The sequence below is a fragment of the Nitrospira sp. Nam80 genome, assembly GCF_965152575.1.
Window position 1 is genome coordinate 2,386,815 of record NZ_OZ224216.1, and the last position, 23,945, is coordinate 2,410,759.

The window sequence follows — 23,945 nt, forward strand, 5'->3', positions numbered from 1 at the left end:
GGCAGCAACCTGACTTCGTTGCTCTTGTGCCATTCATCGACCTCCAAGGCCAGTGAAGAATACGCCGTATGCTTCTTATCTGCGCGAAGTTCGGTTGCAGCGCACAACGGAACCGGCTTTCTTCATATCTCCGGCGATAAAAACGGCCGGTCGAATTTCTTCTGGTTCCCTTCCAATTGCGGCACCTGGTCATACTCACCTTTGAGCTTCGCCAGCGTGCGTGTATGGAGTTCGCGGTAGCTGAGCTTCCCCTTGGCTTCTTGGATGCTCTCGACCAGGAAGTATGTGAGTGCGCCGTTGTAGGTACCTTTAATGAAGGCGTCGGCAGACGTCTGCGTATCCCGGCAGCCGGTGATCAATAATTCGCAAATATCCGCATGCACCGCGTCGTTGCGCTTGCGTTTCGCGCGGGGCGACACGCGAAGTTCACCGGTGACCGTGCCGCGCAGCTTGCGGCCGGACTCCGCGGCCACCAGGTCCCAGGGGCTCGGCAGGTACCGTTCCTTGATCGGCGCATCAAACGGCAGAATGGCACGGGTATTGGTTCCCGAGTGACAGCAATCCATGATGGCGGTCAGACTGACGCCTGGCTTCAACTTGTCGAACGCTTTGCGCAGCCAATCGTCCCGGAGCGGATCCTTCCAATCGAGATCGGTTGGGCACAGTATTTCGTCCCGCTTGTCCGCTTCATCGCCATTGTCATCCGGGACATTTGAACCGTGACCGGAGTAATGCAGCAGTAGCACATCGCCCTTTTTCCCGCCGGCTACCAGCTTCTGGATCGCGGCCTGCATCGCCTTTTTGGTGGCTTTGAGATCGGTGAGCACCGTAATGTCCCTGCTCGCAAATCCATAATGATCCGTAAGCGCCTTCCGGAGATTTGTTACGTCGTTCACGCACCCCCGCAAATCCGCGCCGGGCACTTGATACTTGTTGATGCCGATGAGCACCGCTCGTTTGGCCATACTCTGTCCTTTCATGTGATGTGGTGGTTGAAAATGAGGATCCGTATCCTGTGGGCTGACCGCAGGAGAGCCGGCGATACGGCTGGATAGGGACTCAGGGCTGAGAAAACAATAGACGGCTGTACCATCACAGTGGGTGTGGAATGCAGTCTCTCATGAAGCGACCAGCGTGCGCCGAACGAAGGCAACGGGATCCGAAATTGGGTCACATGGTAGTCCGGATCGGACAATCTGTCCAGGGTGGATTCGGACAGAATGGATCCATTCGGCCTTACGCGCCGCGTCTGGATCCTTGCCTTGGCGAACTGTCTGTCTTGCTTAATGAACGGCGTCTGGTACAGAGTGGAGATGAAGTGGCCGGGGCGCGAGCCCCAAACGGTGAAAGCGAGGCACTGTGGCAATTCCGTGGGTGACCGCCCTTTACGTCTTCAAAAAAGTCTTACCTGTGGTGATTGATAAGGCGCCGGAGTTACTTCAGACGCTGGAGCGGCGCCGGACTGCGGCCGCCCCTTCAGAGTCGATAAAGAATGAATCTTCCCTCACGATGGTCCAAGAGCGATTGGGGGTACTGGAGCAGCTTCTGACCGCGCAAGGCGAAACGATCACCCGGCTCGAAGCGACACTCCGCTCGACGAGACGGTCGTTGGCGCTCGTCTGGGTCGCGCTTGCCGCGGCCGTGCTTGGCGCATCAATCGCTCTTGCGGCGCTCCTACGATCCTGAATCCATGAAGTAATCGCTACAGTGCACTGTTTCCATTCCTAATTCCTCACGATTCATTCCTTCAACACAAACGTAACCTTGAGCGCAACTCGATATTCTTTGATCCTTCCATCTTCGATCTCCACTTTCTGATCCTCGACCCAGGCGCTTCTTACGTTTTGCAAGGTCTTATTCGCGCGAGCGATACCGACCTGGATCGCGTCCTCAAAGCTCTTCGGAGATGCGGCGATAATTTCCGTCACGCGTGCGACTGACATAATGACCTCCCATGAATGGTTGCGTATCATCCCCCACAGTCTTCATCAGGCTAGGCCGTCCGGAATTTTCAGTCAAGGAGGAGAAAGGCGCAAGCGATCACCGTGCTTGATCGTGCCGCCTTGAAGAACCGCCGCATAGACGCCGACATGGCCATGATTATGTTGAACCGCCGTACGCAGGATGCCGGGATCCTTGGGCAGATCTCCCTGCGCCAGCGTCGTCATCACACAGCGGGCGCAGGGACCTGTCACGCGCAGACGAACCTGATCGCCGATCTGTAATTCCCGATCGATCCAGGCTTGTTCAACGAATCCCCTCCGCCCGCCGGCCAAACTCAGGACGATGTTCGGCCGAAAGCGCCGCGCCTCGAAACGTCCATGGGGATATAATTCGTGAAGCCGGTCAAGAGTGGCCGTGGTTACGATATGGACGATCGCACTGTCAAAGAATGTGCCAACGGGCAATTTGAAGTCCGTCACAATATCGCGATGGTCGCGTCCGTCGATGTCCGGCCAGTATTCCTCCGCCTTCGCCGCCCAACCGGCCGGCATCGGCGATTGAACACCGGAGATCCGGCCGCCTTCCGTGACGGTCAGGAAAACATTTTTCCCGAGAACTTTCGACAGGGTTTGATTCACGTCCTGTTGTCGACTGTTGACCGCCTTCCCGTCGGGCAATGTGATACGGATCGGAGGAATGGCCGCCTCATCACCCGTAGGCTGGAGGAAGGCGGCGTGGAAGGCAAATAGAGTCGGCCATTTCCCGGGGTTTTTGGCGGAGGCGATTTTGCCGTCGGATTCGGCGACCAAGGCGTAGGCTCGATCGCCGACGACTCCATATTCCTTCACCTCGGCAGTGGCGAGTTCCTCCCCCATCATCGATTTGACGGGATAGCGCCAGAGCGAGAAGACTGAGCCTAATTCGGGGTCTATAGGCGCCATAACCGAACCTCATAGTTGAAAGCGGAGTTATAAAGGAAGCACGGAGATATCCAGCGTGAATGATCAAGGGCGCATTATACGTCGGGGCACGGTGTGAGGCCACAGTCAAGATTGAGAAGCACGAATGAGGAATTGCTAAGCGGAACTCGGGAATGAGGAATGGCAAGTTACAGAATGGGGAATAGTTTGCTCCCCGCATACGCCAGAATGATGGTCGTTCTATTCCACAAGATTCCGTTTGCGGTTCTTGTCTGGAAAGAGTAGCCTTATCCGGCATTCGGCCCACCTGATCGGGGGGACTTGATGTCCGACCCGCTTCTGTTCCGTGCGATCCTTCCGCTTCACCTACTTGCCTCGCGAAGGACCAGCCATGCCTCCTGAGCACCTTTTGCCTTCATCATTTGATGAGTGGCGGCATGAGTTCGCGAGAGACCGGTTACGCACGCTATACTATCTCGGGCTGACGGCCAATCCTGCGTTTCTGCTGTCCGATCTCCTGTTCTATCGAGATCACTGGCCGGCGCTCCTTACGCTCCGCATTCTTCTTCAAACCGGCCTGCTTATTATGTTCCTTGCATTCGTGCGCCGCCGAACCGCCGTCAGTCCGCGTGTGCCGTTGATCGCCTGGGTGGTCATAGCCAATGTCTGCGTGTCGCATATGACGGTGGTCCTGGGCGGCTTTACCTCCGCCTATTACAGCGGTTTAAACCTTGTGTTGCTAGCGGCCGCTGTAATCGTGCCGGTTTCCTGGCTCAGCCACTTGTCGGCTCAAATCGTCACGCTGCTGTATTACTACGGGATTAACTTCCTGGCTTCTCAAGCACCCGGCGCGGAGTCGGCGGCTTTGCAGAATTCTTTCTTCCTTGTCTGGACCTGCATTGCCTGCCTGTTTTCTGTCTATCTCTATGAATCGCTACAGACGGCGGAGTTTCAGGCCCGGCTTTCCGAGCGCCGGGCGCGCGAGGAGTTGGAGCAATCCCATCGCCAGTTATTGGAACTCGACCGTTTGAAAGACCAGTTCTTCGCCAATATCAATCACGAGCTGCGAACGCCGCTCACCCTCAGCCTTGGTGCATTCACAACGTTGCTCAAGATGCCGCTAAGTCCGGAATCGCAAGCCATCGTGCAGCCGGGTCTGCGGAACACGTCGCGCTTATTGTTCCTGATCAATGAATTGCTGGAGCTGGCCCGGTTCGAAAGCGGGCGTGCCGACTTGCGTCGGGCCTGTGTCGATCTTGCCGCGCTGATTACGAATATCGCCGCCAATTTTGAATCGTCGGAACGTCGGCGGATCTTTCTTGACGGCATGGCGGCACCTGTCCCGGCGAAAATCGACGTCCGTCAGATGACGAAGTGTTGTCGAATGTACTAATGAACGCCTTCAAGTTCAGCGATCCCGAGCAGGGCAAGGTCTGGATCTCACTTGCCGCGCAGCCGAGCGAGGTCCTGATTACGATCAGGGACAATGGCATCGGCATTGCCGAGGACCACTTCGAACGGATCTTCGATCGATTTACTCAGGTGGAAGGACAGACCACGAGGCGGTTTGAAGGCAGCGGGATCGGTTTGGCCCTGGCAAAGGAAATTGTCACGCTTCACGGCGGGCGGATCGCCGTTCACAGCGTCATCGATGAAGGATCCACGTTCACCATTACCCTGCCGCGGGGTGAGGTGGAATCCCAGCCCCTTACCCCGCTCGATGAAGAAGATCTGATGGTGCCCCGCACGGTCGAGGAGCAGGTCGCGTGCGAGCGAGAAAGCGGACCGATACAAGCGGCGGCGGACTGCGAGCAGCCGCTGGTTCTGGTGGCAGACGACAATGCCGATATGCGGGCCTATCTCGTACGATTACTGGCAGATGACTATCGCGTGAAGACCGCCCAAGATGGAGCCGACGCGTTACGGGAGGCGCGCCGGTTACAGCCGGCGCTTGTGGTGGCGGATATCATGATGCCCGTCATGAGCGGGCACGATCTCTTGAAGGCTATTCGATGCGACGATTCACTCATGACAACGCCGGTTATCCTCCTCACTGCCCGGGCGGGAACAGACGCGCGGGTCGAAAGTCTGGAGGCCGGCGCCGACGATTATGTGAGCAAACCGTTCAATGAAGAAGAGCTCTTGGCTCGGATTAAAAATCAATTGCGCATCCACCGTCAAGAACGGGAGCTGGAGGCGAAGGCGACTCAGTTGCAGCAGCTCTATGCGAAGCTCGAGGCCACTAACTCGGAATTGCGGGAGCTGAGCGTGCGGAAGTCGGAATTCGTGTCGATCGTGTCGCATGATCTGCGAACGCCGCTGGCCGCTATCGGGGGCTTTGTCGAGAATCTGCTGGACGGCATTGCCGGGCCCCTTACCGATAAACAACGGCGGTATCTCGACCGGATCAAGAGCAACGTCAACCGGCTGGTCCGGATGATCAATGATTTGCTCGACTTATCCCGGATCGAAGCCGGAACCGCACGGCTCGACGCCGCAATCTTTCCTATCGCCGATCTGCCCGACAATCTCATCGACAACCTGCAGGGATTGGCTCGGGAGAAAGACCTTACCCTGCGTGCGATGACCCTGGACAAAGAACTGTTGGTGACAGGGGACCCGGACAAGCTTGCCCAAGTGCTGACGAATCTCATTCAGAACGCCTGTAAGTTCACCAAGGCGGGCGGCGATGTCCGATTGGAAATCATGCCTGGTGAAGCCGGTTATGCCCAAATCTGCGTCGCCGATAGCGGGTGCGGGATTCCGCCGGAAGAGGCGGCGCATGTGTTCGACAAGTTTTATCGGGGCAGTTCGTCCGCAGGGGAGGCGCGAGGGGTCGGATTAGGGTTGGCGATCGCCAAACATTTCGTCGAACTGCACCGGGGGCGCATCTGGGTTGACAGCGCGCCGGGAAAAGGCAGTCGATTCTGCTTCACCATTCCACTGGCACTCGGGACCTGCCCGCCTGAGCCCAAACCGCAGAAAGATCCGACTTACCGAGGCGTCCGCTGAATGGTCGAAGCATAGCCGTCGTCCGTCACGAACGCCTTCACATGATCCCCTTCGGTCACCGGGTCCATCTTCGTGTTGTCATTCACGCGAACTTTCATCGTTTCTCCGTTATCCTGTCTGATCGATACATAATTTTTGCCGACGTCCTTGACGTCACCTGTTACAGCGTCCCGAGTGAGGCGTTCGTTGAAATTCGGCTTGGCTGCGCGCCGTTCCGTCGCGGTCTGTGAACAAGCAGAGACGGCAAAGTTGCATCCCACGAAAGCAATAAGGATCACTCGCCCGAACCACCTCTCCATGACGCCACCTCCTTCTGCTTCTACGTTTCTTTGAATTTTACCGTAAGCCTTTTCCTCGCGATGCTAGGCGACACCCTGGCTGCCGACGCACAGCTCCTTCCGATCTTCCCCCCCGAAGCTCTACGGGGGCTACTCCGGTCTAGTGGTTATCGGTCATAGCCACCGGGTATCTTCCGGTCCTGATTTTTTCTGAACAAACGATGCCGCTTCTCTCCGCAGCGATTCTCGGTTATATGATTCTGCTGGTATTGATGGCCACTGCCTCGCCCGGCATCGGTTGGCTCGGGTCGGTCCTGCCGCTCTTTTCCAAACAATCCCTCGATTGCCTGCACGCACCTGCCTATGGGTTGCTCGCCTGGTTCTTCATCACCGGCTTGCTGAAGCGTGGCTGGCCTTCTTCCGCCGCGCTCACCGCCGGTTCACTGTTCGCCTTTGTGTTCGGATGCTGGACGGAGACCTTGCAGGTCTCCGTGCCGGGACGTGGACTCGAAGGTCGAGATCTCGTGATCGACACGATTGGAATTGTCTCGGCAGTCCTGATCACTCTCCGGCGATCAATCTCACTTCAGCCCGCTCCCAAGGACGTTCGAACCCGCCCATTGCCATGTTGGAGGAATGTGCATGACAGCTGACATGAACCCCAATTTTCGAGCCCGCACTCTGTGTCGGCAACTAATTCACTGTCCGATTGCCTATACCGACGGCATATTCTGCACCACCGGCCTGGTGGAGGATCTCACGCCACTCGGCGTCCGCGTGCGTGGAAGCCAACCGGTATGGGCTCAGATGAAATTGGTGGTGTTTCTCATCCCGCCGGGACGCGATTCCACCTTGTTGATACGGCGAGGAACCGTTCGGTGGGTCAGCGGAGGAACTTTCGGGATCGACCTTGTTGAAGTCTCACCCGCTTCGCATGCGGAATTGAGGCGTCTTGCCGCCCTTCATCTTCCCGGCCTCTGGTCGAACCAGAATTAGCAGCCGGTGGTTGCGTCGGGAGACAGGGTCGATTGATTGATTGACAGGCGCGCCATTGTCCTGTATGGTGTGTCGGTCACTGTCGAGACGGCCCGGCGACCGTGCCTCAGCCAGTTAACTACCGGGCCTCGTCATCGCAGCGCGATCAGATCCTTCTAGGAGCGGATTCCTCTCTGGTTCTCCCTTCCTCGGTTCTCTGACCTCGTTTTCATGCGATGCCAACAGGATTCTAAACAGCGGTTTGCCACCCTGTACTCCCGTGGGGGTTCACGGTGCCTGGTCCCTGCCTGTGTGCCGTCCTGAAGAACGCGGCCTTGAGAATCCTGCCTACAATCTCACAAAGGAGTGTTTTCTGTGTTGATGTCTACCACTGTGCCTTCCTCCGCTTCTGTCCCGCCCCCGGCTTCCACCGGAGCGACATTCCAGTCGCTTAGTCTATCCGAGGGCTTACTGCGTGACCTTGCCGGCGCCGGATACAAGGAGCCGACGCCGATTCAGGCCAAGGCGATTCCTGCCTGCCTCGAAGGGCGTGATGTGCTCGGATGCGCGCAAACCGGCACCGGCAAAACCGCCGCCTTTGTCATTCCCATGGTCGAGCGGTTGGCGCAACTGCCAGCCGGCACGCCGAGGGGTTTGATCCTCGCGCCGACGAGGGAATTGGCCTTTCAAATCCAGCGCACGGTGCAACAGTTGGGTCGCAGCCGGCGCGTTTCGGCCACTACCGTGGTCGGCGGGGAAGATATGAGCGCCCAGGTCCGCGGCCTGCGACAGCATCCGACCATCGTCGTCGCGACGCCGGGACGTTTGCTTGATCATATGTGGAACGGCACGATCAATCTGGCCGCGTTTTCGATTGTCGTGCTGGATGAGGCGGATCGCATGCTCGATATGGGATTTGCGCCACAGCTCAATCAAATTCTCGAGGCATTGGCCGAGGAGCGACAAACATTGCTCTTTTCCGCCACGATGCCGGCCGATCTCACTGCGCTCGCGCGCGCGGGACTCAAGAATCCGGTGCAGGTGATGGTGGATCGTCCGGCGACCGCCGCGCACCGGGTCACGCAAACGGTGCATCACACGAGTCACGGAGAAAAGACCTCGCTCTTGCTCAGTCTTCTTGCCGAGCCCTGTGACAGCGTGCTGATCTTTACCCGCACCAAGCACGGTGCGGATCGGCTGGGCCGGACTCTTGAAAAAGTCGGCCATCGAGTCGCGGTGCTCCATGGAGACCGCCGGCTGTCCCAGCGGCGCACGGCGCTCGAGGGATTCCGCCGCGGTACCTATCGGGTGCTGGTGGCCACGGATATCGCCGCCCGCGGCATCGATGTGGCCAATATCGGGCACGTCATCAACTATGATCTCCCGAACACGCCCGAAGATTACGTCCACCGGATCGGTCGGACCGGACGGATGAAGGCCAGCGGCCGGGCGACCAGCTTCGTGACTGCGGAGGATCACTATCAATTCCGCGCCATCGAAAAACTGCTGGGAACCCCGGTTCCTCGTGCAGCGGGAAGCCCGCCGCCGCCTCATAAGCCGGCGTCCGGACCACCGCCTGCCCGGCCGCGGCGTTCAGGCCATTCTCACCACGAGGGCCGTCGCCGCTCAAACGGCAATCATCGTCCCGCTAACAGTTAGCAGCGGAAGAACCCAGCCCCCGGTGATGAGATCGTTGTCGTCACCGCGGGGCCTCTTCTCGGGCGTCGGCCCGCAACTCATTTGCAATATTGGCCAAGTCTTTCGGATAGAGGACAATCTCGATTCGCCGGTTGGAGGCCTTTCCATCCTCGGAGTCGTTTGCCGCAACAGGTCTGGTATCGGCGTAGCCCGCTGCCGAGATCAGCTCCCGCCCCACACCGCCGTCTTCAACCAGATACCGCACCACGCTGGTCGCGCGTGCTGTCGAGAGTTCCCAATTAGTCGCGAACTTATCCCGCAGTTTCGTGCCGATCGGCACATTATCGGTGTGACCTTCGATACGTATCTGCTTGTCGGCGACATCCTTCAAAACATCGCTCACTTGTTTCAGCACCTTCAGACCCTCCGGCTTGATCTGCGCCTGTCCCGAATCGAACAGGACCTTCTCGACCATATTGATGGTGAGGCGGTCACGTACCTGCTGAATGGTGATCGTGCCCTTGTTGATCTCATCTTGCAGGGAATGAGTCAAATCGGCTTGCGCTTTCGTCAGCCTCTGAATCTCTTCCTCTTTGGCGAGCCGTTCCTTTTCGAGCCGGTTCTTTTCCGCCTCCTCCGCCCTGAGTCGATCAGCCTCTTGCTGAAGTCGTGCCAGCAGTTTCTCCTGTTCTCCGGCGAGCTGCGCCTGCCGGTCCTTTAATTGATCCCGTTCGGCCGCCAGCTTCGTCATGTCTCCAGTCAGCGAGGCGAGTTGCTGTGCCAAGCCGTCTTTCTCAATCTCTCCGGTTTTGACGCGATCCATTTCCTGTTGCAGTTTCGCCTGGAGTCGTTCTTGTTCATTCGCGAGGTGCGCGCGGCTCTCCTTAAGTTGGTCGCGTTCCTGTCCGAGCTCGGCCATTTCTTTGGTCACGGCCGCAAGTTGTGTCGCCAGGTTCTCCTTTTCCGCCGCGGCGGCTCGTAGCGCCGTCAATTCTTGCCCCTGATCGGCGGCTATCTGTCGTTGACGCGCGAGATCCTGTTCCCGTTCGTTCAATTGCCTCGCAAGATCATCGGCGCGGGCTGATACCGACTCCAATTCACCCGCCCGCTTTTGCAATTGAGCGATCACGTCCTTGGCCGTCGTGGTGCCGCTGAGAAGGCTGTGGTTCTCGTTTTGGAGGGAGCCCACTTGAGACGCGAGCGAGGCGACTTGGGCTTGGAGCTCTCGCTCTCGGTCCTGCGTGTCCCGGAGTGCGACGGTGAGGTCGTCCCGCTCTTTCTCCAGCGACGCGAGGCGCTCTCGCATAGCCTCCGCCTCTTTCTCCATGGTGGAAATGCGACCTTGAGCCGCTTGCTTCTCGAACTCCATTGATCCGAGTCGGCCCGCCGCCTCGTTATTGACCTGACTCAGGGCACGTACGCGGCTGTTCGCCTCACCGAGCGTCGCGGTCTTTCCTTCCAATTCACGTTGGAGATCCCCCAACTCCGATCGAAGAGAGGCCAGCTCCATGTGGGCGTCGCGGAGTTGTTGAGACAGCCTGCTTCGTTCAGCGTCGTTCGCTTCCGCCACAGCGGCTGCTTCCTTTTTATATGCGTCGAGCTCGTGGCGGCTCTGGAGCGTGGCGTGGCGCGCCTCATTCAATTCGCCCAGCGCTCGCGAGTGCGTGTCGTGGGAGACACAGGCTGAGGTGATCAATAAACAAAGCATCAATGCTGATGCGAACACACGTGTCATGAGAGCCTCCTCTTCTCTTGACATGGAATTGTGTGCTTACGGAACCTCCGTCGACTACAAGGCGGGAGTGCCTTGCGCGCCGAGCCCTGAGAGACCGAGGCATACGTGAAAGCAGTATATTGAGGCCACGAGGGGTGGCGGGTGCAGTAGAAGCGTTCATGAATAATGTGCACTAGGTCGGCATGTTTTTACCGATCAAATCACTGACCTTGCGCAAGGCTGCCGATTCCGCTTCTTCACTCGTTCGAAACGGAGCGGTTTGAAAGGTTGTTTGCCTCCTATTCTCCCCGACTCCGCATTCAACCGTCCCCGCGACCGTCCATTCGCACGAGTCCGTTTGCTGAAAATCCAGTCTGACCGGGCAGCCGGAAATGACCATGTCTTTGTTGAACGCGTCACGCGCTGTCATATCTTGCCCACAAGGTCCAGCCCGGGCTTGAGCGTCCGGCCGCCCGGTGTCCAGCTCACCGGGCAAACTTCCTCACCGTTGTGTTCACGGACGTAAGAAGCCGCCTGCAATTTGCGGAGCAGTTCGTGCATGTTGCGCCCGATGCTGTTCATGTGTACCTCGTAGGCGCACAGCTGACCGTCCGGGTCGAAAATAAAGCTGCCGCGCAGCGCGACTCCTTCCTCCTCAATATAAACACCCAGCTCGCGTGCGAGCCGTCCCGTCGGATCGCTGACCATCGGATATTGGATCTTTCGAATCGTCGGGGATGAGTCGTGCCATGCCTTATGAACGTACACCGAGTCGGTACTCACGCCCATGACTTCGGCACCGGTTTTCTGGAATTCCCCGTACAGATTAGCCAACTCTGCCAGTTCTGTGGGACAGACAAACGTAAAATCGCCTGGGTAGAACACCAGCACCAACCATCGCCCCCGGTATTCCGTCAGCGTAACGGGACGGATGCTGTTTTCGTGAAACGTCTGGAATGTTCCTTCAGGAATGGACCGGCCGATCAGCAGCATACAATATCCTCCTCTAGTAGTAGGCGTTCAGCACAGAAATTTTTGACCCGAACGGTCGGCTTGTTCAACACAAAAGTATGTGCCTCGCCGCCACCCATATTCACTGATTCGTCCAAGCCGAAGCTAGGGGGATGCCGAGTACTTCCTATGAGATGCCGAGAGTACGGTGAAATGACAGGGTACAAGGAAAGAAGATGCTTACACTCTCGACAGGAGGAACCCCTATGACACGCATGAACCAATTACTGAGACGCATACTCGTGGTGAGCGTGCCGATTGCGCTGGTGACGACGGGGTGCGCGGAAAATAAAATTCCTCGATCCTCGACAAAGCCAACCCCTCCGCCGCTGGCAAGCGCGATTCCCACGTTTGATCCGATACGGCAGCCCGTCTCCCAGCCGGTTGAGTCAAAAATGCCGTTCATCATCACCACGGACTTGACTCCGCTCCAGCAGGCCATCAAGGCGGCCGTACCGGAAGTGATTACCAATGCCAAACATCGGAGGGCCGGCGACGGCCGCTTTGATTTTGTCCGCGACGGCGAGCCCCAGGTCTCCATCCAGGACGGCTTGGTCGCCATTCGAGCGAATTACCGCGGCGATAATCAATCCTCGGCGTTGGCGCAAGCCTGTCGGCCGGAACAATATCGGGGAGTCCTCAACGGCAACGGGCAACTCAAGACCAAACAGCAGGATGATCTTCTCGTTTTTCAGCTCGATCCGTCACAGGTCAATTTCGACGTGACCAGCCCGATCGACTCGGCCTGTACGCCGTCGTTCATGCCGGCGAAAGAGCAACTGCCGCAGACTTTCGAAATAGTCGCCGTGCAGCAGGACCTGGCCGATGCCGTATCCCCTGAGACGTTTTCCATTCCGCTGAATCAAGTGTGGCAGGACTTGAGCAAGCCGGTTTCCGTGCCTGTGTCTTCGCTCAATACGCATCTATGCCTCTACGGGCAACCATCCGAGCTTTCAATAGGTCCGCCGCGCGGGACGATGCAACAGACCATGATTCACGGCGTTGCACGACAAGTCCCGACAGCTGCCTATGAGGCGCAATGCCAGATGACGTCCGCCAAACCCGTGAAAATTGCGACCACGCCCACAGAGGCGCCGGCGGTGACGTCCCCGCAGGAGAGGCCCTACAAAATCTTGGCTGCGGTGCCTGTGCCCTACGCCATCCTCAACCAGGAATTACAGAGCCGTCTGTTCCACAAATCCATCACGCTTGATCAGAATCGCGACTCGGCACTGATCGAGCGCGTCACCGCCTCGGACGCGAACGGTCGAGTACTGATGGCTGTGGAAACGACCGGGGGACTCGACGGAACTCTGTACTATTGGGGAACGCCTCAGTTTCAAGACGGAGGCAAGTCTATCCGCATTCCGGATCTTCAGATGGCCAATGAATCCAAGCGCGCGCTCGATTCCATGCAAATGGGGTCTTGGCAAATGGTGGATCGCCAACTGCGTGATCGGTTGCGCGATGCCGCGGTGATCGATATATCCAACCGGGTCGAACGGATGAAGACCGCCCTTTCAGGTCAACACCATGCAGGCGATCTCAACATGGATATGCTGATGGCACGGCAACAACCGGACCAGGTTCGAACGACGAAGGACGGCCTGATTGCGTCGTACTTTTTGGAAGGGACTGCAACCGCGACCGGTCGAGTACCCGTGACCAATGCAACGTCCTCCCCTCTCACGCGTAAGGACCGGCGCCCTGACCGGACGCACGAATCCGGTGGAATCCTGGCTCCAGCAGATCGCGGCACGACCGGCACTTCTGATCAACGAACGATCGTGCCGCCGGATCGAGAAACGATCTCCCCGTACGAACGCTAACGAATTCTGCCCTTCCCGGCATGCGGGTGGTCCGACTTAGACTAGCCCGCATGCCCCTCCATACCGGCATATCTTGACGACCCGGCCAGGCCGATTTTTTTCAACATTCCTGCCGGCAAGTCCGTACGGGTAGAAACCGGTTCAGGCGACGTGAGGGCGAAGGCTCGGAACCATATGATGCTGCAGATATCGAGGAAACCCGACGAAGGCCGGTTCATCCGGTGAAAGGGAAAACACTCCGGCGTTGCGCCCAAGCAACAGCAGCCATTCGGCCGCATGTCTGGCAAGAACTTCCTGGCTGAGACCGAGCCTTTGATAAGCGAACATGGCTTCGGTCGTGATTGACACCGTCAAATGAGCCGGTGTCGTTCCGAAGGTGAAACAATATTCTTGACCGGCGCGGAATACCAAATGGAGCCCGTCTCCGGCCATCAGCCCCGAATGGCCGCATTGGGGACAACGAATATGAGTGAGTCCCGTAGCGTCATTGATTCCCGCTTTGTAGAGCTGAACTTCGGGACGCATGTCTTGAATACAATTCAGATTCGGACAAGTCGGCATCGCCAATTACCTCGCAAAGTGCAACGCTTCGGGCTTTATACTGTAGGGACGTCCCTACAAGACCTGGGAGAATCCCTGGTTGTAGATTTTTTCTTTACAGGCCCTACTTTGTACCCGATTGCAATCCTGGCCGGGTCTACATCTTTGGTCTGAACACTCATTTGCCTTATTTGTACGCGAGGTTGAATCCTCAACAGGGTTTCGTTAAGTTAGGGTCCTGATGTCCCTCTCCCGCTCGCGTCTCATTCTCCTGGCCTGCGCGAGTGGTTTTCTTTATCCCTTATGCTTCCCCTCATTTAATCTCGGCTTTCTTGCCTGGATCGCTTTGGTACCCCTTCATTTCGTGATCGATTATGCCGCTTCGTCCCGGCAGGCTTTCAGGCTCGGATGGGTGTCTGGAACCATTGCCTTTACCGGCACAATGTTTTGGGTCATCACCGCAATGCATTTGTACGGCAAGGTGCCGTTACCCATCGCGGCGCTGATCATGCTGTTGTTGACTATTTATCTCGGTCTCTATTTTGGCCTGTACGCGGCGGGCCTTTCTTGGATCCGCAATACATTTCCCTCGTTGGGATTCTTACCCGCTCCGTTTCTCTGGGTCACTCTCGAGTTGATCCGGACCTATTTTCTATCCGGTCTGCCATGGGTGCTGTTCGGCTATTCTCAGCATCAATGGCTGCCCATTATCCAGCTCGCAGATCATTTTGGAGTCTATGGCGTGTCGTTTCTTCTAGTGTTGGTGAATGCCACCCTTGCCGAACTGCTGGTGTGGGGATTCAAGGTCTATCGCGGATTCGCCCTCCGATCATTCCCATGGCCTTCGTCCGGGGCCGCTGCGGCCGGATTGGGTGTCGCCTTTCTCTACGGCACAACAGTGCTTGCCGGCGCCGATCAGGTCCCGGCCCGCACCCTCTCAATTGGATTGGTACAGCCGAACGTCGATCAAGCGCAAAAGTGGGACGTGGCGTTCCGCCATGAGACACTCGACCGTTATGCACGGCTGACAGGCAGCATCGCCCACGATCTGGATCTGGTGATATGGCCCGAAGCGGCAACCCCGTTTCTCTTCGAGATGGAACCACAGTACCGCCACTTGGTCACCCGGATGGCACAGAATGCCGGCGCGCCACTGTTGTTCGGCAGTCCGGCGCTCCGGCGCTACCCCGACGGACGGCCCTACCTCTTGAACAGCGCCTATCTCCTGGCGCAGGATGGACAAATCCTCGGCCGCTACGACAAGCAGCATCTGGTGCCGTTCGGCGAATATATTCCATTTCATCACTCCCTCCTGTTTTTTCTCGACAAACTCGTCGAGGGGATCGGGGATTTTGAAGCCGGGCCGGGGTCAACGCTGTTGATGTTCAAGCCGAGGGAAAAGACGCCCCCTATGGCCGCCGCGGCCACCGTACCGGATTTCCACGTCAAGTTCGGCGTCGTCATTTGTTATGAAGTCATTTTTCCTAACCTCGTTCGCCAATTCGCCGCCAATGGAGCTGAATTCATGGTGACGATCACGAACGACGCCTGGTTTGGTCCTTCTTCTGCTCCGTACCAACATTTCAGCATGGTGGTGTTTCGATCGGTTGAGAACCGCCTTGCCTTTGCCCGTGCGGCCAATACCGGGATCTCCGGCTTCATCGATCCGTACGGGCGGGTCCGGGAAGCGACCCCGATTTTCACGCAGGAAGCGCTGCGCGGTACGGTCGAGGTCGGCTATCAGAAAACGTTTTACGCTAAGTACGGTGATGTGTTTGCCTATGGCTGTGCTATAATTACCGCGCTTTTGTGTCTGACAGGTTACTTCTCGCAGAGTACGGAGGCGGCCGGCGGCACGCCGGCCGGTCGACCAGCCTGACGGGCGCGTCAAAGTTTCCCTGAATAGCCGATGCATGAACGGTCGAGAAGAGACGAGGAATGCAATCGTAAACTGCTGCAGCAGGCTGTCGAAAAACTATCTAGACGAAAGTCGTTTCATGTGTGTGCACGGGCGCGAGTCGGTGAGCGACCAGTGTCTTGCGAACACAAAACTGGAGGACTTTTTCAACACCCTGCCAGCGATCGAAAGGATAATGTGATGCTGGAAGATACACGCACGCGGGTACGAGCGATTGGGGAACAGGTGGCCGAATTACGGGGGCATCTTTGACCTGGCTCGCATGACCGCGGAACTTAAAGAACTTGATGAGCACATCGGCCGTCCGGATTTCTGGAAAGACACGAAAGCCGCAGCCAAAATCACGCGCCGCAAAGCAACCCTCGATCGTGAATTGGCTCGATGGCAGGAGATCGAGCGGCGGCGAGAGGATCTCGGCGCGCTCATCGAATTGGCCGAAGAATCCGGCGATACCGGCGTGGAGCAGGAACTCGCAAGTGAGCTGAGCGGGTTCGAACATGCAGTGGAGGCGCTGCGGATTGAGTTGCTGTTGTCGGGAGAGCGGGATCAAAGCAATGCGATCTTTGCGATCCATCCGGGCGCCGGCGGGACGGAATCGCAGGACTGGGCGCAGATGCTCCTGCGCATGTACGTCCGGTGGGCGGAGCAAAAGGGCTTCAAGGTTGAAACATTGGATCTCTTGCCCGGGGACGAAGCCGGCATCAAAAGCGCTACCCTGTCGGTGACCGGCCCCCATGCCTATGGGTATTTGAAAGCGGAAGCAGGCGTCCATCGGCTGGTCAGGATTTCTCCCTTCGACGCCAACAAACGGCGCCATACCTCCTTCGCCTCCGTCTTTGTCTATCCCGAACTGGATGACGACGTAGAAATCGTGGTGGATGACAAGGACCTCCGGATCGATACATTCCGATCCGGCGGCGCCGGTGGACAGAACGTGAACAAGGTCGAGACCGCCATCCGTATCACCCACATTCCGACCGGCATCGTCGTCCAATGCCAGAACGAGCGGTCGCAGCTGCAGAACCGGAATGGGGCGATGAAAATCCTCAAATCGCGTCTGTTTGAGGTGGAGCAGCAAAAGAAAGAAGCCGAGTTCAACGCGATTGTCGGCGAAAAAAAGGACATCGCCTGGGGAAGCCAGATCCGGTCCTATGTGTTCCAACCGTACCAGATGGTCAAAGACCATCGGACCGGATACGAGATCGGCAATGTCTCATTCGTTATGGACGGCGGCATCGACGGATTTATCGAAGCCTATTTGAAGTGGAAAATGAGCGGAAGCAAAACGCCGATGGCGGCGAGAGAGGAAGAAATCTAGTGAAGCATATCTCGTGAAGCGTCGTTCCCGAACGACAAGCGACGAAATACCAATCACGAGATACGAACGATGAAGTACGAACGACGAGCGACGGATCCATGGACGAACTGAACGATCAACGACAGCAGCGAATCAAGAAACTGGAGAGCCTACGGAAGCTCGGCATCGCTCCGTATGGGACGAGATTCGAGGTGAAGGATCGTGCCGGCCGGTTGCTGCGCCTGCACGGCGACAAAACCAAAGAGCGGTTGGAAGAAGAGAAGATGTCCTGCACCGTCGCGGGCCGGATCGTCGGTCTGCGGCGATTCGGAAAAGCCGCGTTCGCGGTGTTGCAGGACGGCTCCGACCGGCTGCAAGTCTATCTCAAGAAGGACATCCTCGGTGAGCGGGCCTATGAGGTATGCGAGGGCTTGGATCTGGGTGATTGGATCGGCGTAACGGGTGTGCTCTTTCGGACCAAGACCAACGAATTGACGGTCGAGGTGCACGACCTGACGTTTCTAAGCAAGGCGCTCCGTCCGCTGCCGGAAAAATGGCATGGGTTGACGGACGTGGAAACGCGCTATCGGCAGCGCTATGTCGATTTAATCGCGAATCCGCAGGTCCATGAGATCTTCGCCATGCGCAGCCGGATAATTTCTGGGATCCGATCCTTTTTGCTCCAGCGCGATTTCCTCGAAGTCGAGACGCCGATGATGCATCCCATCCCCGGCGGGGCCACCGCCAAACCGTTCGTCACCCATCACAACGCGCTGGATGTCGATCTTTATCTCCGGATCGCACCGGAGCTGTATCTCAAGCGGTTAATCGTGGGCGGATTCCCGCGTGTTTTCGAGATCAATCGGAATTTCCGGAACGAGGGGATCTCGACGATTCATAATCCTGAATTCACGATGCTGGAATTCTACGTCGCTTACGCAGACTACCAGGACCTGATCGCCTTGACGGAGGAGCTTTGCGTCGGGCTGGCCAACGACATTTTGCGCACAACGACAATCGACTATCAGGGACGGCAGATCAATCTGGCCCCGCCTTGGCGGCGCTGGTCCTATCATAAGGCGATTCTAGAGGTCAACAAGCTGGACAAGGCGGTATTGACCGATCAACGAGCGGCGGCGGACGCGGCTGCAAAACTGGGACTCCCAATCGGGCAAACCGGCGCCCCGGCGCCTCTCCATGTAATTCTAAATGAAATCTTTGAGGAAACGGTCGAACCGCAGCTGCAGCAACCAACCTTCATCACTGGCTATCCGATCGAGATTTCTCCCCTGGCCCGCCGGAACGATCACGATCCGTCGCTCACGGACCGTTTCGAGCTGTACATCGCCGGAAGAGAGATCGCGAATGCTTTTTCCGAGTTGAACGATCCACTTGATCAGCGCGAACGATTCGAAGCGCAGGCGGCGCAGCGGGCCGCGGGCGATGAAGAAGCTCATTTGGTGGACGAGGATTTTCTCCGCGCCTTGGAGTACGGCATGCCGCCCACCGCGGGCGAAGGCATCGGCATCGACCGGCTCGTGATGCTCTTTACAGACCAGGCGTCCATCCGCGACGTCGTTCTCTTCCCCCAACTGAGACCGGAGAAATAGTTGGCCTTACCCTACGAAATCTTCATCGGACTTCGCTACCTCCGCGCCAAACGCCGCAATCGCACGATCTCCCTCAATACCGTCGTATCCATCACCGGTATCACGCTCGGAGTTGCCGCCCTGATCGGGACAGTCGGGATCATGACCGGCTTCAAAGAAGATATTCAAGCCAAGATCCTCGGGACCACCGCCCATATCCTCGTGCATGATCGGATGAAGGAAGCCATGGCGGATTACGACACGCAGGTGAAGCGTGTCGAAGAAGTTCCGGACGTGGTGGCCGCCACCCCGTTTGTTCTTCGCCAGGTGCTGCTGACCTCTCAGTCCGGCGTCCAAGGCGTCGTATTGCGCGGAATCGATCCGGCACGCGAAGGCAAGGTCACCGAGTTGGAAAAAAACCTCATCTCGGGGGGCATTCAGGACTTGTCCAAGCCGGTAAAAGTCGCGATTGCGGAAAAAGACCGGGAGCCGGGCGGTCCTATAGACACGCTGCGGCCCGGCATCATCCTCGGCAAGGAATTGGCCATGCGCCTCGGCGTCTATGTCGGAGACACACTGAACGTCGTGTCTCCCGTCGGCCCGGTAACGGGCGCGACCATGACCCCTAAGATTCGTCCGTTCGTAGTGGTCGCGATTTTTCAATCCGGCATGTACGAATACGATTCGTCGATGGCCTACATCGAACTGGCGGAAGCGCAAAAATTCTTCAACATGCCGACCACGGTGAACGGCATTGAGGTGAAGGTCACGGACGTCTTCCGCGCCGCCGACATCGCCCGTTCGATCGAACAGCAACTGGGATTTACGTTTTGGGCGCGCGACTGGATGCAGATGAACCGCAATTTGTTTTCAGCGCTGAAACTCGAGAAGACCATGATGTTTCTTTTGCTGGTGCTGATCACGATCGTTGCGTCGTTCAACATCGTCAGCACCCTCACGATGATCGTGACCGAGAAGCAGCGCGAGATCGCCATTCTGAAAGCTATGGGCGCGACGCGCAAAGGCATCATGCGGATCTTCATGCTCAACGGGCTCATCATCGGGTGCTCCGGCGCCGCGATCGGTGTCCCCTTGGGGTACACATTTCTATGGTTGATTCAGACCTTCTGGACCTTTGATCAAACCGTGTACTATATCTCGAAGATTCCCGTGCATGTGCTGGCTTCCGATGTCCTCCTCGTCGCAGGCTCCGCGATTCTCATCAGTTTTGCGGCCACCCTCTATCCGTCGCTGCAGGCCGCTAAGCTTGACCCGGCGGCCGCCCTCCGGTACGAATGATGTCCGAAGAATTGAGTCATCGTAGATCTTTCATTGCACCACTGAGACTAGGGCTTCAGGCCACCGAAATCATTGCCGATCCTCAATGATGCAATGTGCAATGGAACACTTCTTCCATAATGATTCAGTGATGCAACGGTGCAATGGAACAATTCTTCCATGATTAAAGTCGTCGAGCTCTCTAAATCGTTTCCCATGGCGGGAAAGGAACTCATCGTCCTCAATGGGATCAATTTGGAAATTAGACGCGGAGAGTTCATCGCTATCGTCGGGGCGTCCGGAGCAGGCAAGAGCACGTTCCTGCATATTATCGGCACGCTGGATCGGCCGACCAAAGGCACCGTGTCCTTTGAAGGGCAGGACTTGTTCCAGTTGAGCGAAGCGCAGCAGGCGGAGTTCCGCAACAAGCGCGTCGGGTTCGTTTTTCAGTTTCATCACCTGTTGCCAGAATTCAGCGCCTTGGAAAATGCCTGCCTGCCGGCGATGATTCAGAAACGGACGCAGGCTGAAGTGGAAGCCGAGGCGGCCGGCCTGCTCAAAGAGGTCGGACTGGGCGACCGGCTCCACCACAAACCCGGCGAGCTATCGGGCGGCGAGCAGCAACGCGTGTCCGTTGCCCGCGCGCTGATGCAGCGTCCTGATCTGGTGCTTGCCGATGAACCGACCGGTAATCTTGACACGCATACCGGCGAGGCGCTGTTCAATCTTCTCCGGCAGCTCAACCGTTCGCGCGGCACCACTTTCATCATCGTGACCCATAATGACAGGTTGTCCGCCCAAGCCGATCGCATCATCCATATGCAGGATGGCATGATCGTGTAGCCGAATCGAATGACGGATTTGCTCGTCGCATTGCACCGCTCGGCCGCCCATCATTCCCTGGACTTGACTCCTTCCCCCCGACAGCCTAGCCTCTCTCCATGACTCCGGCGGATCTCTTTATCGGACTCGGCTGGTTCTTTCTTGGAGCTGTCGCGATCACAGCCTTGCTCGCCTACCTTGGACGGGTCGTCCTCCGCTATATCCTTGCGGCCGAGCTTGAAATTTACAAACAGCAGCTTCAAATGGAAGGTGTAATGGCGATGGAGCGGCTGAGGGCCGAATTGCGCCGCAGCGCGCCCGATACGGAACGCCGCATCTCGAAGCTTCAGGACAAGCAGGCTGAGGTCATCGCGGAATTGTACAAGAGAATCGTCTCCTTGCGGAATGCCATGACAAGAATGGCAAGCGCGGGGCCCCAGGACCAGGCCGGTCAGGATGAGAAAGCCGCCGCGATGATGGCCGCGGGAGAGCAGCTCCGCGACTATTTCGACCAACATCGCATCTATCTCGACGAAGGCGTCTGCCGGAAATTTCACTCGCTCCAGGCGACGTTCTTCGATGCCTGGGTCAAGCACTCCTTTGCCGTTGCGAAGGACCAGTATGTTCGGCAGGGCAAAGTGCTGTCCAATGAAACCTGGAAGAAACTCAGCGAAGAGGTTCCGCCGCTGTTGCAGGATATCGAAGAAGACTTCCGAGCCATGCTCGGCCATCGGCCGTCCTGACGATTAGCACCAGGCCAACCAATTCCCTTGATCGGGTTCATGTCCCCCGCGGCGACGTGCGCCGACCTAGATGAAATACCAGGGTTCGCCCTAGTATGCTTACCAGTCACACGCTCCTATCCTGGCACCCCTGGTTTTTTCTGCACGGGATCCCAGAGTCCCGACTTTGAATTTTGATCCGAGAAGCGCCGGTATCCGATCTGGGTCATGGCAGACACAGGAACAATGGACTCGCGTGGCCGTCGACCTCGTCCACATGTGGGGGCGGATAGACTATGATTCGCGTTCAAATCGAAGTCCAACGCAAGGGCATCGGATGGTGCATCAGATTCTGCACGATCTACTTGGCTGATCGAATCACCATGCCGATCGCCATAACAGATCGGTCGTTTACCTCACAATACGGGGCCGTGAAGGATATGCGGCGCCAGGTGCTTGAGTATCTCATGGCCGAAGGCGCTCTTGATATGTCGACGCCCATCGATTGGCAGATTCTTCCCTGGGAACCGGTGGAGGCCGGTCCCCGCCGCACTCTCTAGGATCGCCTGATCCACCTGCCGTATCGCCTTGTAATTCTTGACGAACCGTTCTTCTTTTCGTAGACTCAGGCCGGCATTCGTACTATTTACCGGTTCCTCCGACCTATGCAGATGCCCTATTGGGTTCGACCAGTCGCTCTTGGACTTGTTCTGCTCATTCCTTACCAAGCCGCCGCAGTTGAATTCGTCTTTGTGGGCACCCGTCAGGTCGGCATGGGAGGAGCCGGCGTCGCCGCCACGTTCGACGCCACCGCCACCTATTGGAACCCGGCGGCCCTTGCCATGAGCAGGAAGGTCGATGTCCGGTTGCAGGGTACCTTGGGAGGCGTTGATCGGGGCGATGTGTTGGATACGATCAAGGAAATCAATCAATTCAATTTCTCCGATACGAGCGCGGCCAATCAGGCGAGGCTTCAATATCTCGTCGACAAGATCAACAAACCGACGACGAATTTGTCGTCGGCCGGATCCGGCGGCTTCTATTTGAAGGCGAATTTTGGCGAGCACGCCATCGGCTTTAACGTTTCGGATGTCGCCACAGGCGGTGCATTTACCCGCACGCCGGCGGCGATCACCGGAACTCCTGGGAATCAAACGGTGAACGGTCAATTCGGCTTGAACGGACTGGAGGCTCGGCAGGCGGCGATCTCGTATGCCTACGCGTTTGCCGACCGCATGTTCTCGATCGGCATCACCGGAAAATATATTCAAGGCGCCGCCTACAGCAGCACCACCAATATCCGCGGCGCCGACGACAACATCAGGATTTTCCAAGATCTCGGCCAAGCCAGAATCACCAGCGCGCTTGCCGTCGATATCGGCGCGATGTACCGGCCGTCATCCTGGCTCCGCTTCGGCATCGTCGCCAAGGACATCAACGCGCCGACCTTCGATGCGCCGAACGGCGAGCAATTCAAGCTGGATCCTCAAGTGCGGACGGGGTTCGCCTTCAATCCGTACAGTTCCTTGACACTATCGGCTGATGTCGACATTACCTCCAATAAGACGCTGACGCCGGGCGTTAAAAGCCAATACTTAAGCTTGGGCGCGGAGCAAACCATCCTCTCCGAGCTACTCTCGTTCCGCGTCGGCGCATTCAAAAACATGCAGGATGCTCAGACGCCGTTCATCCCGACGGCCGGGTTTGGTTTGAGGCTGCTCGCATTGCGAATCGATATCGGCGGTGGCTATGATTTTCGAGACCAGGCCGCGATCGCTTCCGGTTCGATCGGCATGACGTTTTGATACCGCGCAATCATCTGATAACCTTTCATGTGAGGCCTATGACACCGCGCATTTCCTTCTTCGTCTTATTTCTGTCGACTTCGCTGTTACTTGCCGGCTGCGGCGGGTTGCAGGAGATGTGGGAAGGACCGGCGGCGAGGGGCTTCATTCCTCAAACCGTGGCTATTCTTCCGATTTCCGGCGACTATGACAGCGCCCGGGAGGATGTGGAAGAAGTCGTCGCAAAAGTGCTGATCAAGAGCCGGAAGGTCGAAAGGGTCATTCCTCCCGAACAAGTTACCGATACCTTTCAGGCCACCAAGGAAGCGTTTGACGCGCTGGTCACCTATTTTTCCCGCATGGAGACAACCGGCCAGTCGGATAAGCAATCGGCGGTGCGGATCGGCCAAGCGCTGAATGCCGACTCCCTGCTCGTCGTGAAGGTCAATGCGTGGGAATACACGCGGGAAGAAGGAGATAATATTGCTCGGGTCGGTCTGAGTATGCGGCTGATTGACGCAATCAACGGAGCGATCGTATGGAAGGCCCGGCACCAACTCCAAGAGAGTTATCTCTTCATGCGGCCGGACATGCGGGAATTGGCCACAAAACTAGCCTCGGACATGATTAGATTCATGCCGCCACAGAAGCGCTAGACCCCTATTGCGCCGATA

At 57.4% G+C, this 23,945-nt stretch carries 24 protein-coding genes; 16 read left to right on the forward strand and 8 right to left on the reverse strand.

Annotated elements, in window-relative coordinates; all coding sequences use genetic code 11:
- Positions 1-122: 122 nt before the first annotated feature.
- The gene (locus ACWGXE_RS11175) at positions 123-965 is read right to left on the reverse strand and encodes a caspase family protein (protein ID WP_447597846.1); all 843 of its coding nucleotides are present in this window, start codon (positions 963-965) and stop codon (positions 123-125) included.
- A 394-nt stretch (positions 966-1,359) separates the two neighbouring features.
- Between ACWGXE_RS11175 and ACWGXE_RS11180 the strand changes: the two genes are divergently transcribed.
- Positions 1,360-1,686, forward strand: coding sequence for a hypothetical protein (locus tag ACWGXE_RS11180; RefSeq protein ID WP_447597847.1), 327 nt, complete (start codon positions 1,360-1,362; stop codon positions 1,684-1,686).
- A gap of 53 nt (positions 1,687-1,739) precedes the next feature.
- On the opposite strand, the gene ACWGXE_RS11185 is transcribed toward ACWGXE_RS11180, so the two are convergent.
- Together ACWGXE_RS11185 and ACWGXE_RS11190 are read right to left on the reverse strand one after the other, a co-directional pair.
- A complete protein-coding gene (locus ACWGXE_RS11185) occupies positions 1,740-1,943 on the reverse strand; it encodes a dodecin family protein (protein WP_447597848.1) in 204 nt (67 codons plus the stop codon).
- Positions 1,944-2,015: 72 nt separating this feature from the next.
- Positions 2,016-2,885, reverse strand: coding sequence for an MOSC domain-containing protein (locus tag ACWGXE_RS11190; RefSeq protein ID WP_447597849.1), 870 nt, complete (start codon positions 2,883-2,885; stop codon positions 2,016-2,018).
- A 370-nt stretch (positions 2,886-3,255) separates the two neighbouring features.
- Here ACWGXE_RS11190 and ACWGXE_RS11195 point away from each other — a divergent pair, with 370 nt between their 5' ends.
- Positions 3,256-4,257: a sensor histidine kinase gene (locus ACWGXE_RS11195; RefSeq protein ID WP_447597850.1), complete on the forward strand. Its 1,002-nt coding sequence runs from the start codon at positions 3,256-3,258 to the stop codon at positions 4,255-4,257.
- Positions 4,257-5,876 carry a sensor histidine kinase gene (locus ACWGXE_RS11200; RefSeq protein ID WP_447597851.1) on the forward strand — a complete coding sequence of 540 codons (1,620 nt, stop codon included), beginning with the start codon at positions 4,257-4,259 and terminating at the stop codon, positions 5,874-5,876. The genes ACWGXE_RS11195 and ACWGXE_RS11200 overlap by 1 nt, the downstream gene beginning before the upstream one ends.
- On the opposite strand, the gene ACWGXE_RS11205 is transcribed toward ACWGXE_RS11200, so the two are convergent.
- A complete protein-coding gene (locus ACWGXE_RS11205; protein ID WP_447597852.1) occupies positions 5,858-6,175 on the reverse strand; it encodes a hypothetical protein in 318 nt (105 codons plus the stop codon). The genes ACWGXE_RS11200 and ACWGXE_RS11205 overlap by 19 nt on opposite strands.
- 200 nt (positions 6,176-6,375) lie before the next feature.
- Between ACWGXE_RS11205 and ACWGXE_RS11210 the strand changes: the two genes are divergently transcribed.
- From ACWGXE_RS11210 to ACWGXE_RS11220, 3 genes are all read left to right on the forward strand, one after another.
- On the forward strand, positions 6,376-6,807 hold the full coding sequence (locus ACWGXE_RS11210; protein WP_447597853.1) for a VanZ family protein: 432 nt from the start codon (positions 6,376-6,378) through the stop codon (positions 6,805-6,807).
- Positions 6,797-7,150, forward strand: coding sequence for a hypothetical protein (locus ACWGXE_RS11215; RefSeq protein WP_447597854.1), 354 nt, complete (start codon positions 6,797-6,799; stop codon positions 7,148-7,150). The genes ACWGXE_RS11210 and ACWGXE_RS11215 overlap by 11 nt, the downstream gene beginning before the upstream one ends.
- A gap of 360 nt (positions 7,151-7,510) precedes the next feature.
- Positions 7,511-8,788 carry a DEAD/DEAH box helicase gene (locus tag ACWGXE_RS11220; protein WP_447603709.1) on the forward strand — a complete coding sequence of 426 codons (1,278 nt, stop codon included), beginning with the start codon at positions 7,511-7,513 and terminating at the stop codon, positions 8,786-8,788.
- A 40-nt stretch (positions 8,789-8,828) separates the two neighbouring features.
- Here ACWGXE_RS11220 and ACWGXE_RS11225 read toward each other — a convergent pair whose 3' ends face one another.
- The 3 genes from ACWGXE_RS11225 to ACWGXE_RS11235 all read right to left on the reverse strand — a co-directional run bounded on the left by ACWGXE_RS11225 (position 8,829) and on the right by ACWGXE_RS11235 (position 11,474).
- The gene (locus ACWGXE_RS11225; protein ID WP_447597855.1) at positions 8,829-10,502 is read right to left on the reverse strand and encodes an OmpA family protein; all 1,674 of its coding nucleotides are present in this window, start codon (positions 10,500-10,502) and stop codon (positions 8,829-8,831) included.
- A 172-nt stretch (positions 10,503-10,674) separates the two neighbouring features.
- Entirely contained in the window at positions 10,675-10,911 is a 237-nt protein-coding gene (locus tag ACWGXE_RS11230; RefSeq protein ID WP_447597856.1) for a hypothetical protein, read from the reverse strand.
- A complete protein-coding gene (locus ACWGXE_RS11235; RefSeq protein WP_447597857.1) occupies positions 10,908-11,474 on the reverse strand; it encodes a redoxin domain-containing protein in 567 nt (188 codons plus the stop codon). The genes ACWGXE_RS11230 and ACWGXE_RS11235 overlap by 4 nt, the downstream gene beginning before the upstream one ends.
- A gap of 224 nt (positions 11,475-11,698) precedes the next feature.
- Here ACWGXE_RS11235 and ACWGXE_RS11240 point away from each other — a divergent pair, with 224 nt between their 5' ends.
- Entirely contained in the window at positions 11,699-13,321 is a 1,623-nt protein-coding gene (locus ACWGXE_RS11240) for a DUF4403 family protein (RefSeq protein ID WP_447597858.1), read from the forward strand.
- A gap of 141 nt (positions 13,322-13,462) precedes the next feature.
- Here ACWGXE_RS11240 and ACWGXE_RS11245 read toward each other — a convergent pair whose 3' ends face one another.
- Positions 13,463-13,882 (reverse strand): hypothetical protein, encoded by a 420-nt coding sequence (locus tag ACWGXE_RS11245; RefSeq protein WP_447597859.1) that lies wholly within the window; start codon positions 13,880-13,882, stop codon positions 13,463-13,465.
- A gap of 220 nt (positions 13,883-14,102) precedes the next feature.
- Here ACWGXE_RS11245 and lnt point away from each other — a divergent pair, with 220 nt between their 5' ends.
- The 9 genes from lnt to ACWGXE_RS11290 all read left to right on the forward strand — a co-directional run bounded on the left by lnt (position 14,103) and on the right by ACWGXE_RS11290 (position 23,927).
- On the forward strand, positions 14,103-15,740 hold the full coding sequence (gene lnt / locus ACWGXE_RS11250; protein WP_447597860.1) for an apolipoprotein N-acyltransferase: 1,638 nt from the start codon (positions 14,103-14,105) through the stop codon (positions 15,738-15,740).
- A 219-nt stretch (positions 15,741-15,959) separates the two neighbouring features.
- A protein-coding gene (prfB, locus tag ACWGXE_RS11255; RefSeq protein ID WP_447597861.1) for a peptide chain release factor 2 occupies positions 15,960-17,097 on the forward strand; the annotation gives its coding sequence in 2 pieces (ribosomal slippage) (positions 15,960-16,028 and positions 16,030-17,097; 1,137 coding nt in all).
- 98 nt (positions 17,098-17,195) lie between these two features.
- Positions 17,196-18,686, forward strand: a complete 1,491-nt coding sequence (gene lysS, locus ACWGXE_RS11260) for a lysine--tRNA ligase (protein ID WP_447597862.1) — start codon at positions 17,196-17,198, stop codon at positions 18,684-18,686.
- On the forward strand, positions 18,687-19,964 hold the full coding sequence (locus ACWGXE_RS11265; RefSeq protein WP_447597863.1) for a lipoprotein-releasing ABC transporter permease subunit: 1,278 nt from the start codon (positions 18,687-18,689) through the stop codon (positions 19,962-19,964). It abuts the gene before it with no gap.
- Positions 19,965-20,123: 159 nt separating this feature from the next.
- Positions 20,124-20,786 carry an ABC transporter ATP-binding protein gene (locus ACWGXE_RS11270; RefSeq protein WP_447597864.1) on the forward strand — a complete coding sequence of 221 codons (663 nt, stop codon included), beginning with the start codon at positions 20,124-20,126 and terminating at the stop codon, positions 20,784-20,786.
- A 98-nt stretch (positions 20,787-20,884) separates the two neighbouring features.
- A complete protein-coding gene (locus ACWGXE_RS11275) occupies positions 20,885-21,508 on the forward strand; it encodes a hypothetical protein (protein ID WP_447597865.1) in 624 nt (207 codons plus the stop codon).
- Between the two features lie 275 nt (positions 21,509-21,783).
- On the forward strand, positions 21,784-22,047 hold the full coding sequence (locus ACWGXE_RS11280) for a hypothetical protein (protein WP_447597866.1): 264 nt from the start codon (positions 21,784-21,786) through the stop codon (positions 22,045-22,047).
- A 111-nt stretch (positions 22,048-22,158) separates the two neighbouring features.
- Positions 22,159-23,292, forward strand: a complete 1,134-nt coding sequence (traF, locus tag ACWGXE_RS11285; protein ID WP_447597867.1) for a conjugal transfer protein TraF — start codon at positions 22,159-22,161, stop codon at positions 23,290-23,292.
- A 38-nt stretch (positions 23,293-23,330) separates the two neighbouring features.
- A complete protein-coding gene (locus tag ACWGXE_RS11290) occupies positions 23,331-23,927 on the forward strand; it encodes a hypothetical protein (protein WP_447597868.1) in 597 nt (198 codons plus the stop codon).
- The last annotated feature ends 18 nt before the right edge of the window (positions 23,928-23,945 follow it).

What these genes read in the sequence shown, in the direction of transcription:
- ACWGXE_RS11270 (WP_447597864.1), top strand. Translation starts at nt 20,124, where the DNA reads ATGATTAAAGTCGTCGAGCTCTCTAAATCGTTTCCCATGGCGGGAAAG.
- ACWGXE_RS11280 (WP_447597866.1), top strand. Translation starts at nt 21,784, where the DNA reads ATGATTCGCGTTCAAATCGAAGTCCAACGCAAGGGCATCGGATGGTGC.
- ACWGXE_RS11175 (WP_447597846.1), bottom strand. Translation starts at nt 965, where the DNA reads ATGGCCAAACGAGCGGTGCTCATCGGCATCAACAAGTATCAAGTGCCC.
- ACWGXE_RS11225 (WP_447597855.1), bottom strand. Translation starts at nt 10,502, where the DNA reads ATGACACGTGTGTTCGCATCAGCATTGATGCTTTGTTTATTGATCACC.
- ACWGXE_RS11205 (WP_447597852.1), bottom strand. Translation starts at nt 6,175, where the DNA reads ATGGAGAGGTGGTTCGGGCGAGTGATCCTTATTGCTTTCGTGGGATGC.
- ACWGXE_RS11200 (WP_447597851.1), top strand. Translation starts at nt 4,257, where the DNA reads ATGAACGCCTTCAAGTTCAGCGATCCCGAGCAGGGCAAGGTCTGGATC.
- traF (WP_447597867.1), top strand. Translation starts at nt 22,159, where the DNA reads ATGCCCTATTGGGTTCGACCAGTCGCTCTTGGACTTGTTCTGCTCATT.
- ACWGXE_RS11240 (WP_447597858.1), top strand. Translation starts at nt 11,699, where the DNA reads ATGACACGCATGAACCAATTACTGAGACGCATACTCGTGGTGAGCGTG.
- lnt (WP_447597860.1), top strand. Translation starts at nt 14,103, where the DNA reads ATGTCCCTCTCCCGCTCGCGTCTCATTCTCCTGGCCTGCGCGAGTGGT.
- ACWGXE_RS11230 (WP_447597856.1), bottom strand. Translation starts at nt 10,911, where the DNA reads ATGACAGCGCGTGACGCGTTCAACAAAGACATGGTCATTTCCGGCTGC.
- ACWGXE_RS11185 (WP_447597848.1), bottom strand. Translation starts at nt 1,943, where the DNA reads ATGTCAGTCGCACGCGTGACGGAAATTATCGCCGCATCTCCGAAGAGC.
- lysS (WP_447597862.1), top strand. Translation starts at nt 17,196, where the DNA reads ATGGACGAACTGAACGATCAACGACAGCAGCGAATCAAGAAACTGGAG.
- ACWGXE_RS11235 (WP_447597857.1), bottom strand. Translation starts at nt 11,474, where the DNA reads ATGCTGCTGATCGGCCGGTCCATTCCTGAAGGAACATTCCAGACGTTT.
- ACWGXE_RS11220 (WP_447603709.1), top strand. Translation starts at nt 7,511, where the DNA reads ATGTCTACCACTGTGCCTTCCTCCGCTTCTGTCCCGCCCCCGGCTTCC.
- ACWGXE_RS11275 (WP_447597865.1), top strand. Translation starts at nt 20,885, where the DNA reads ATGACTCCGGCGGATCTCTTTATCGGACTCGGCTGGTTCTTTCTTGGA.
- ACWGXE_RS11215 (WP_447597854.1), top strand. Translation starts at nt 6,797, where the DNA reads ATGACAGCTGACATGAACCCCAATTTTCGAGCCCGCACTCTGTGTCGG.
- ACWGXE_RS11245 (WP_447597859.1), bottom strand. Translation starts at nt 13,882, where the DNA reads ATGCCGACTTGTCCGAATCTGAATTGTATTCAAGACATGCGTCCCGAA.
- ACWGXE_RS11210 (WP_447597853.1), top strand. Translation starts at nt 6,376, where the DNA reads ATGCCGCTTCTCTCCGCAGCGATTCTCGGTTATATGATTCTGCTGGTA.
- ACWGXE_RS11190 (WP_447597849.1), bottom strand. Translation starts at nt 2,885, where the DNA reads ATGGCGCCTATAGACCCCGAATTAGGCTCAGTCTTCTCGCTCTGGCGC.
- ACWGXE_RS11290 (WP_447597868.1), top strand. Translation starts at nt 23,331, where the DNA reads ATGACACCGCGCATTTCCTTCTTCGTCTTATTTCTGTCGACTTCGCTG.
- ACWGXE_RS11195 (WP_447597850.1), top strand. Translation starts at nt 3,256, where the DNA reads ATGCCTCCTGAGCACCTTTTGCCTTCATCATTTGATGAGTGGCGGCAT.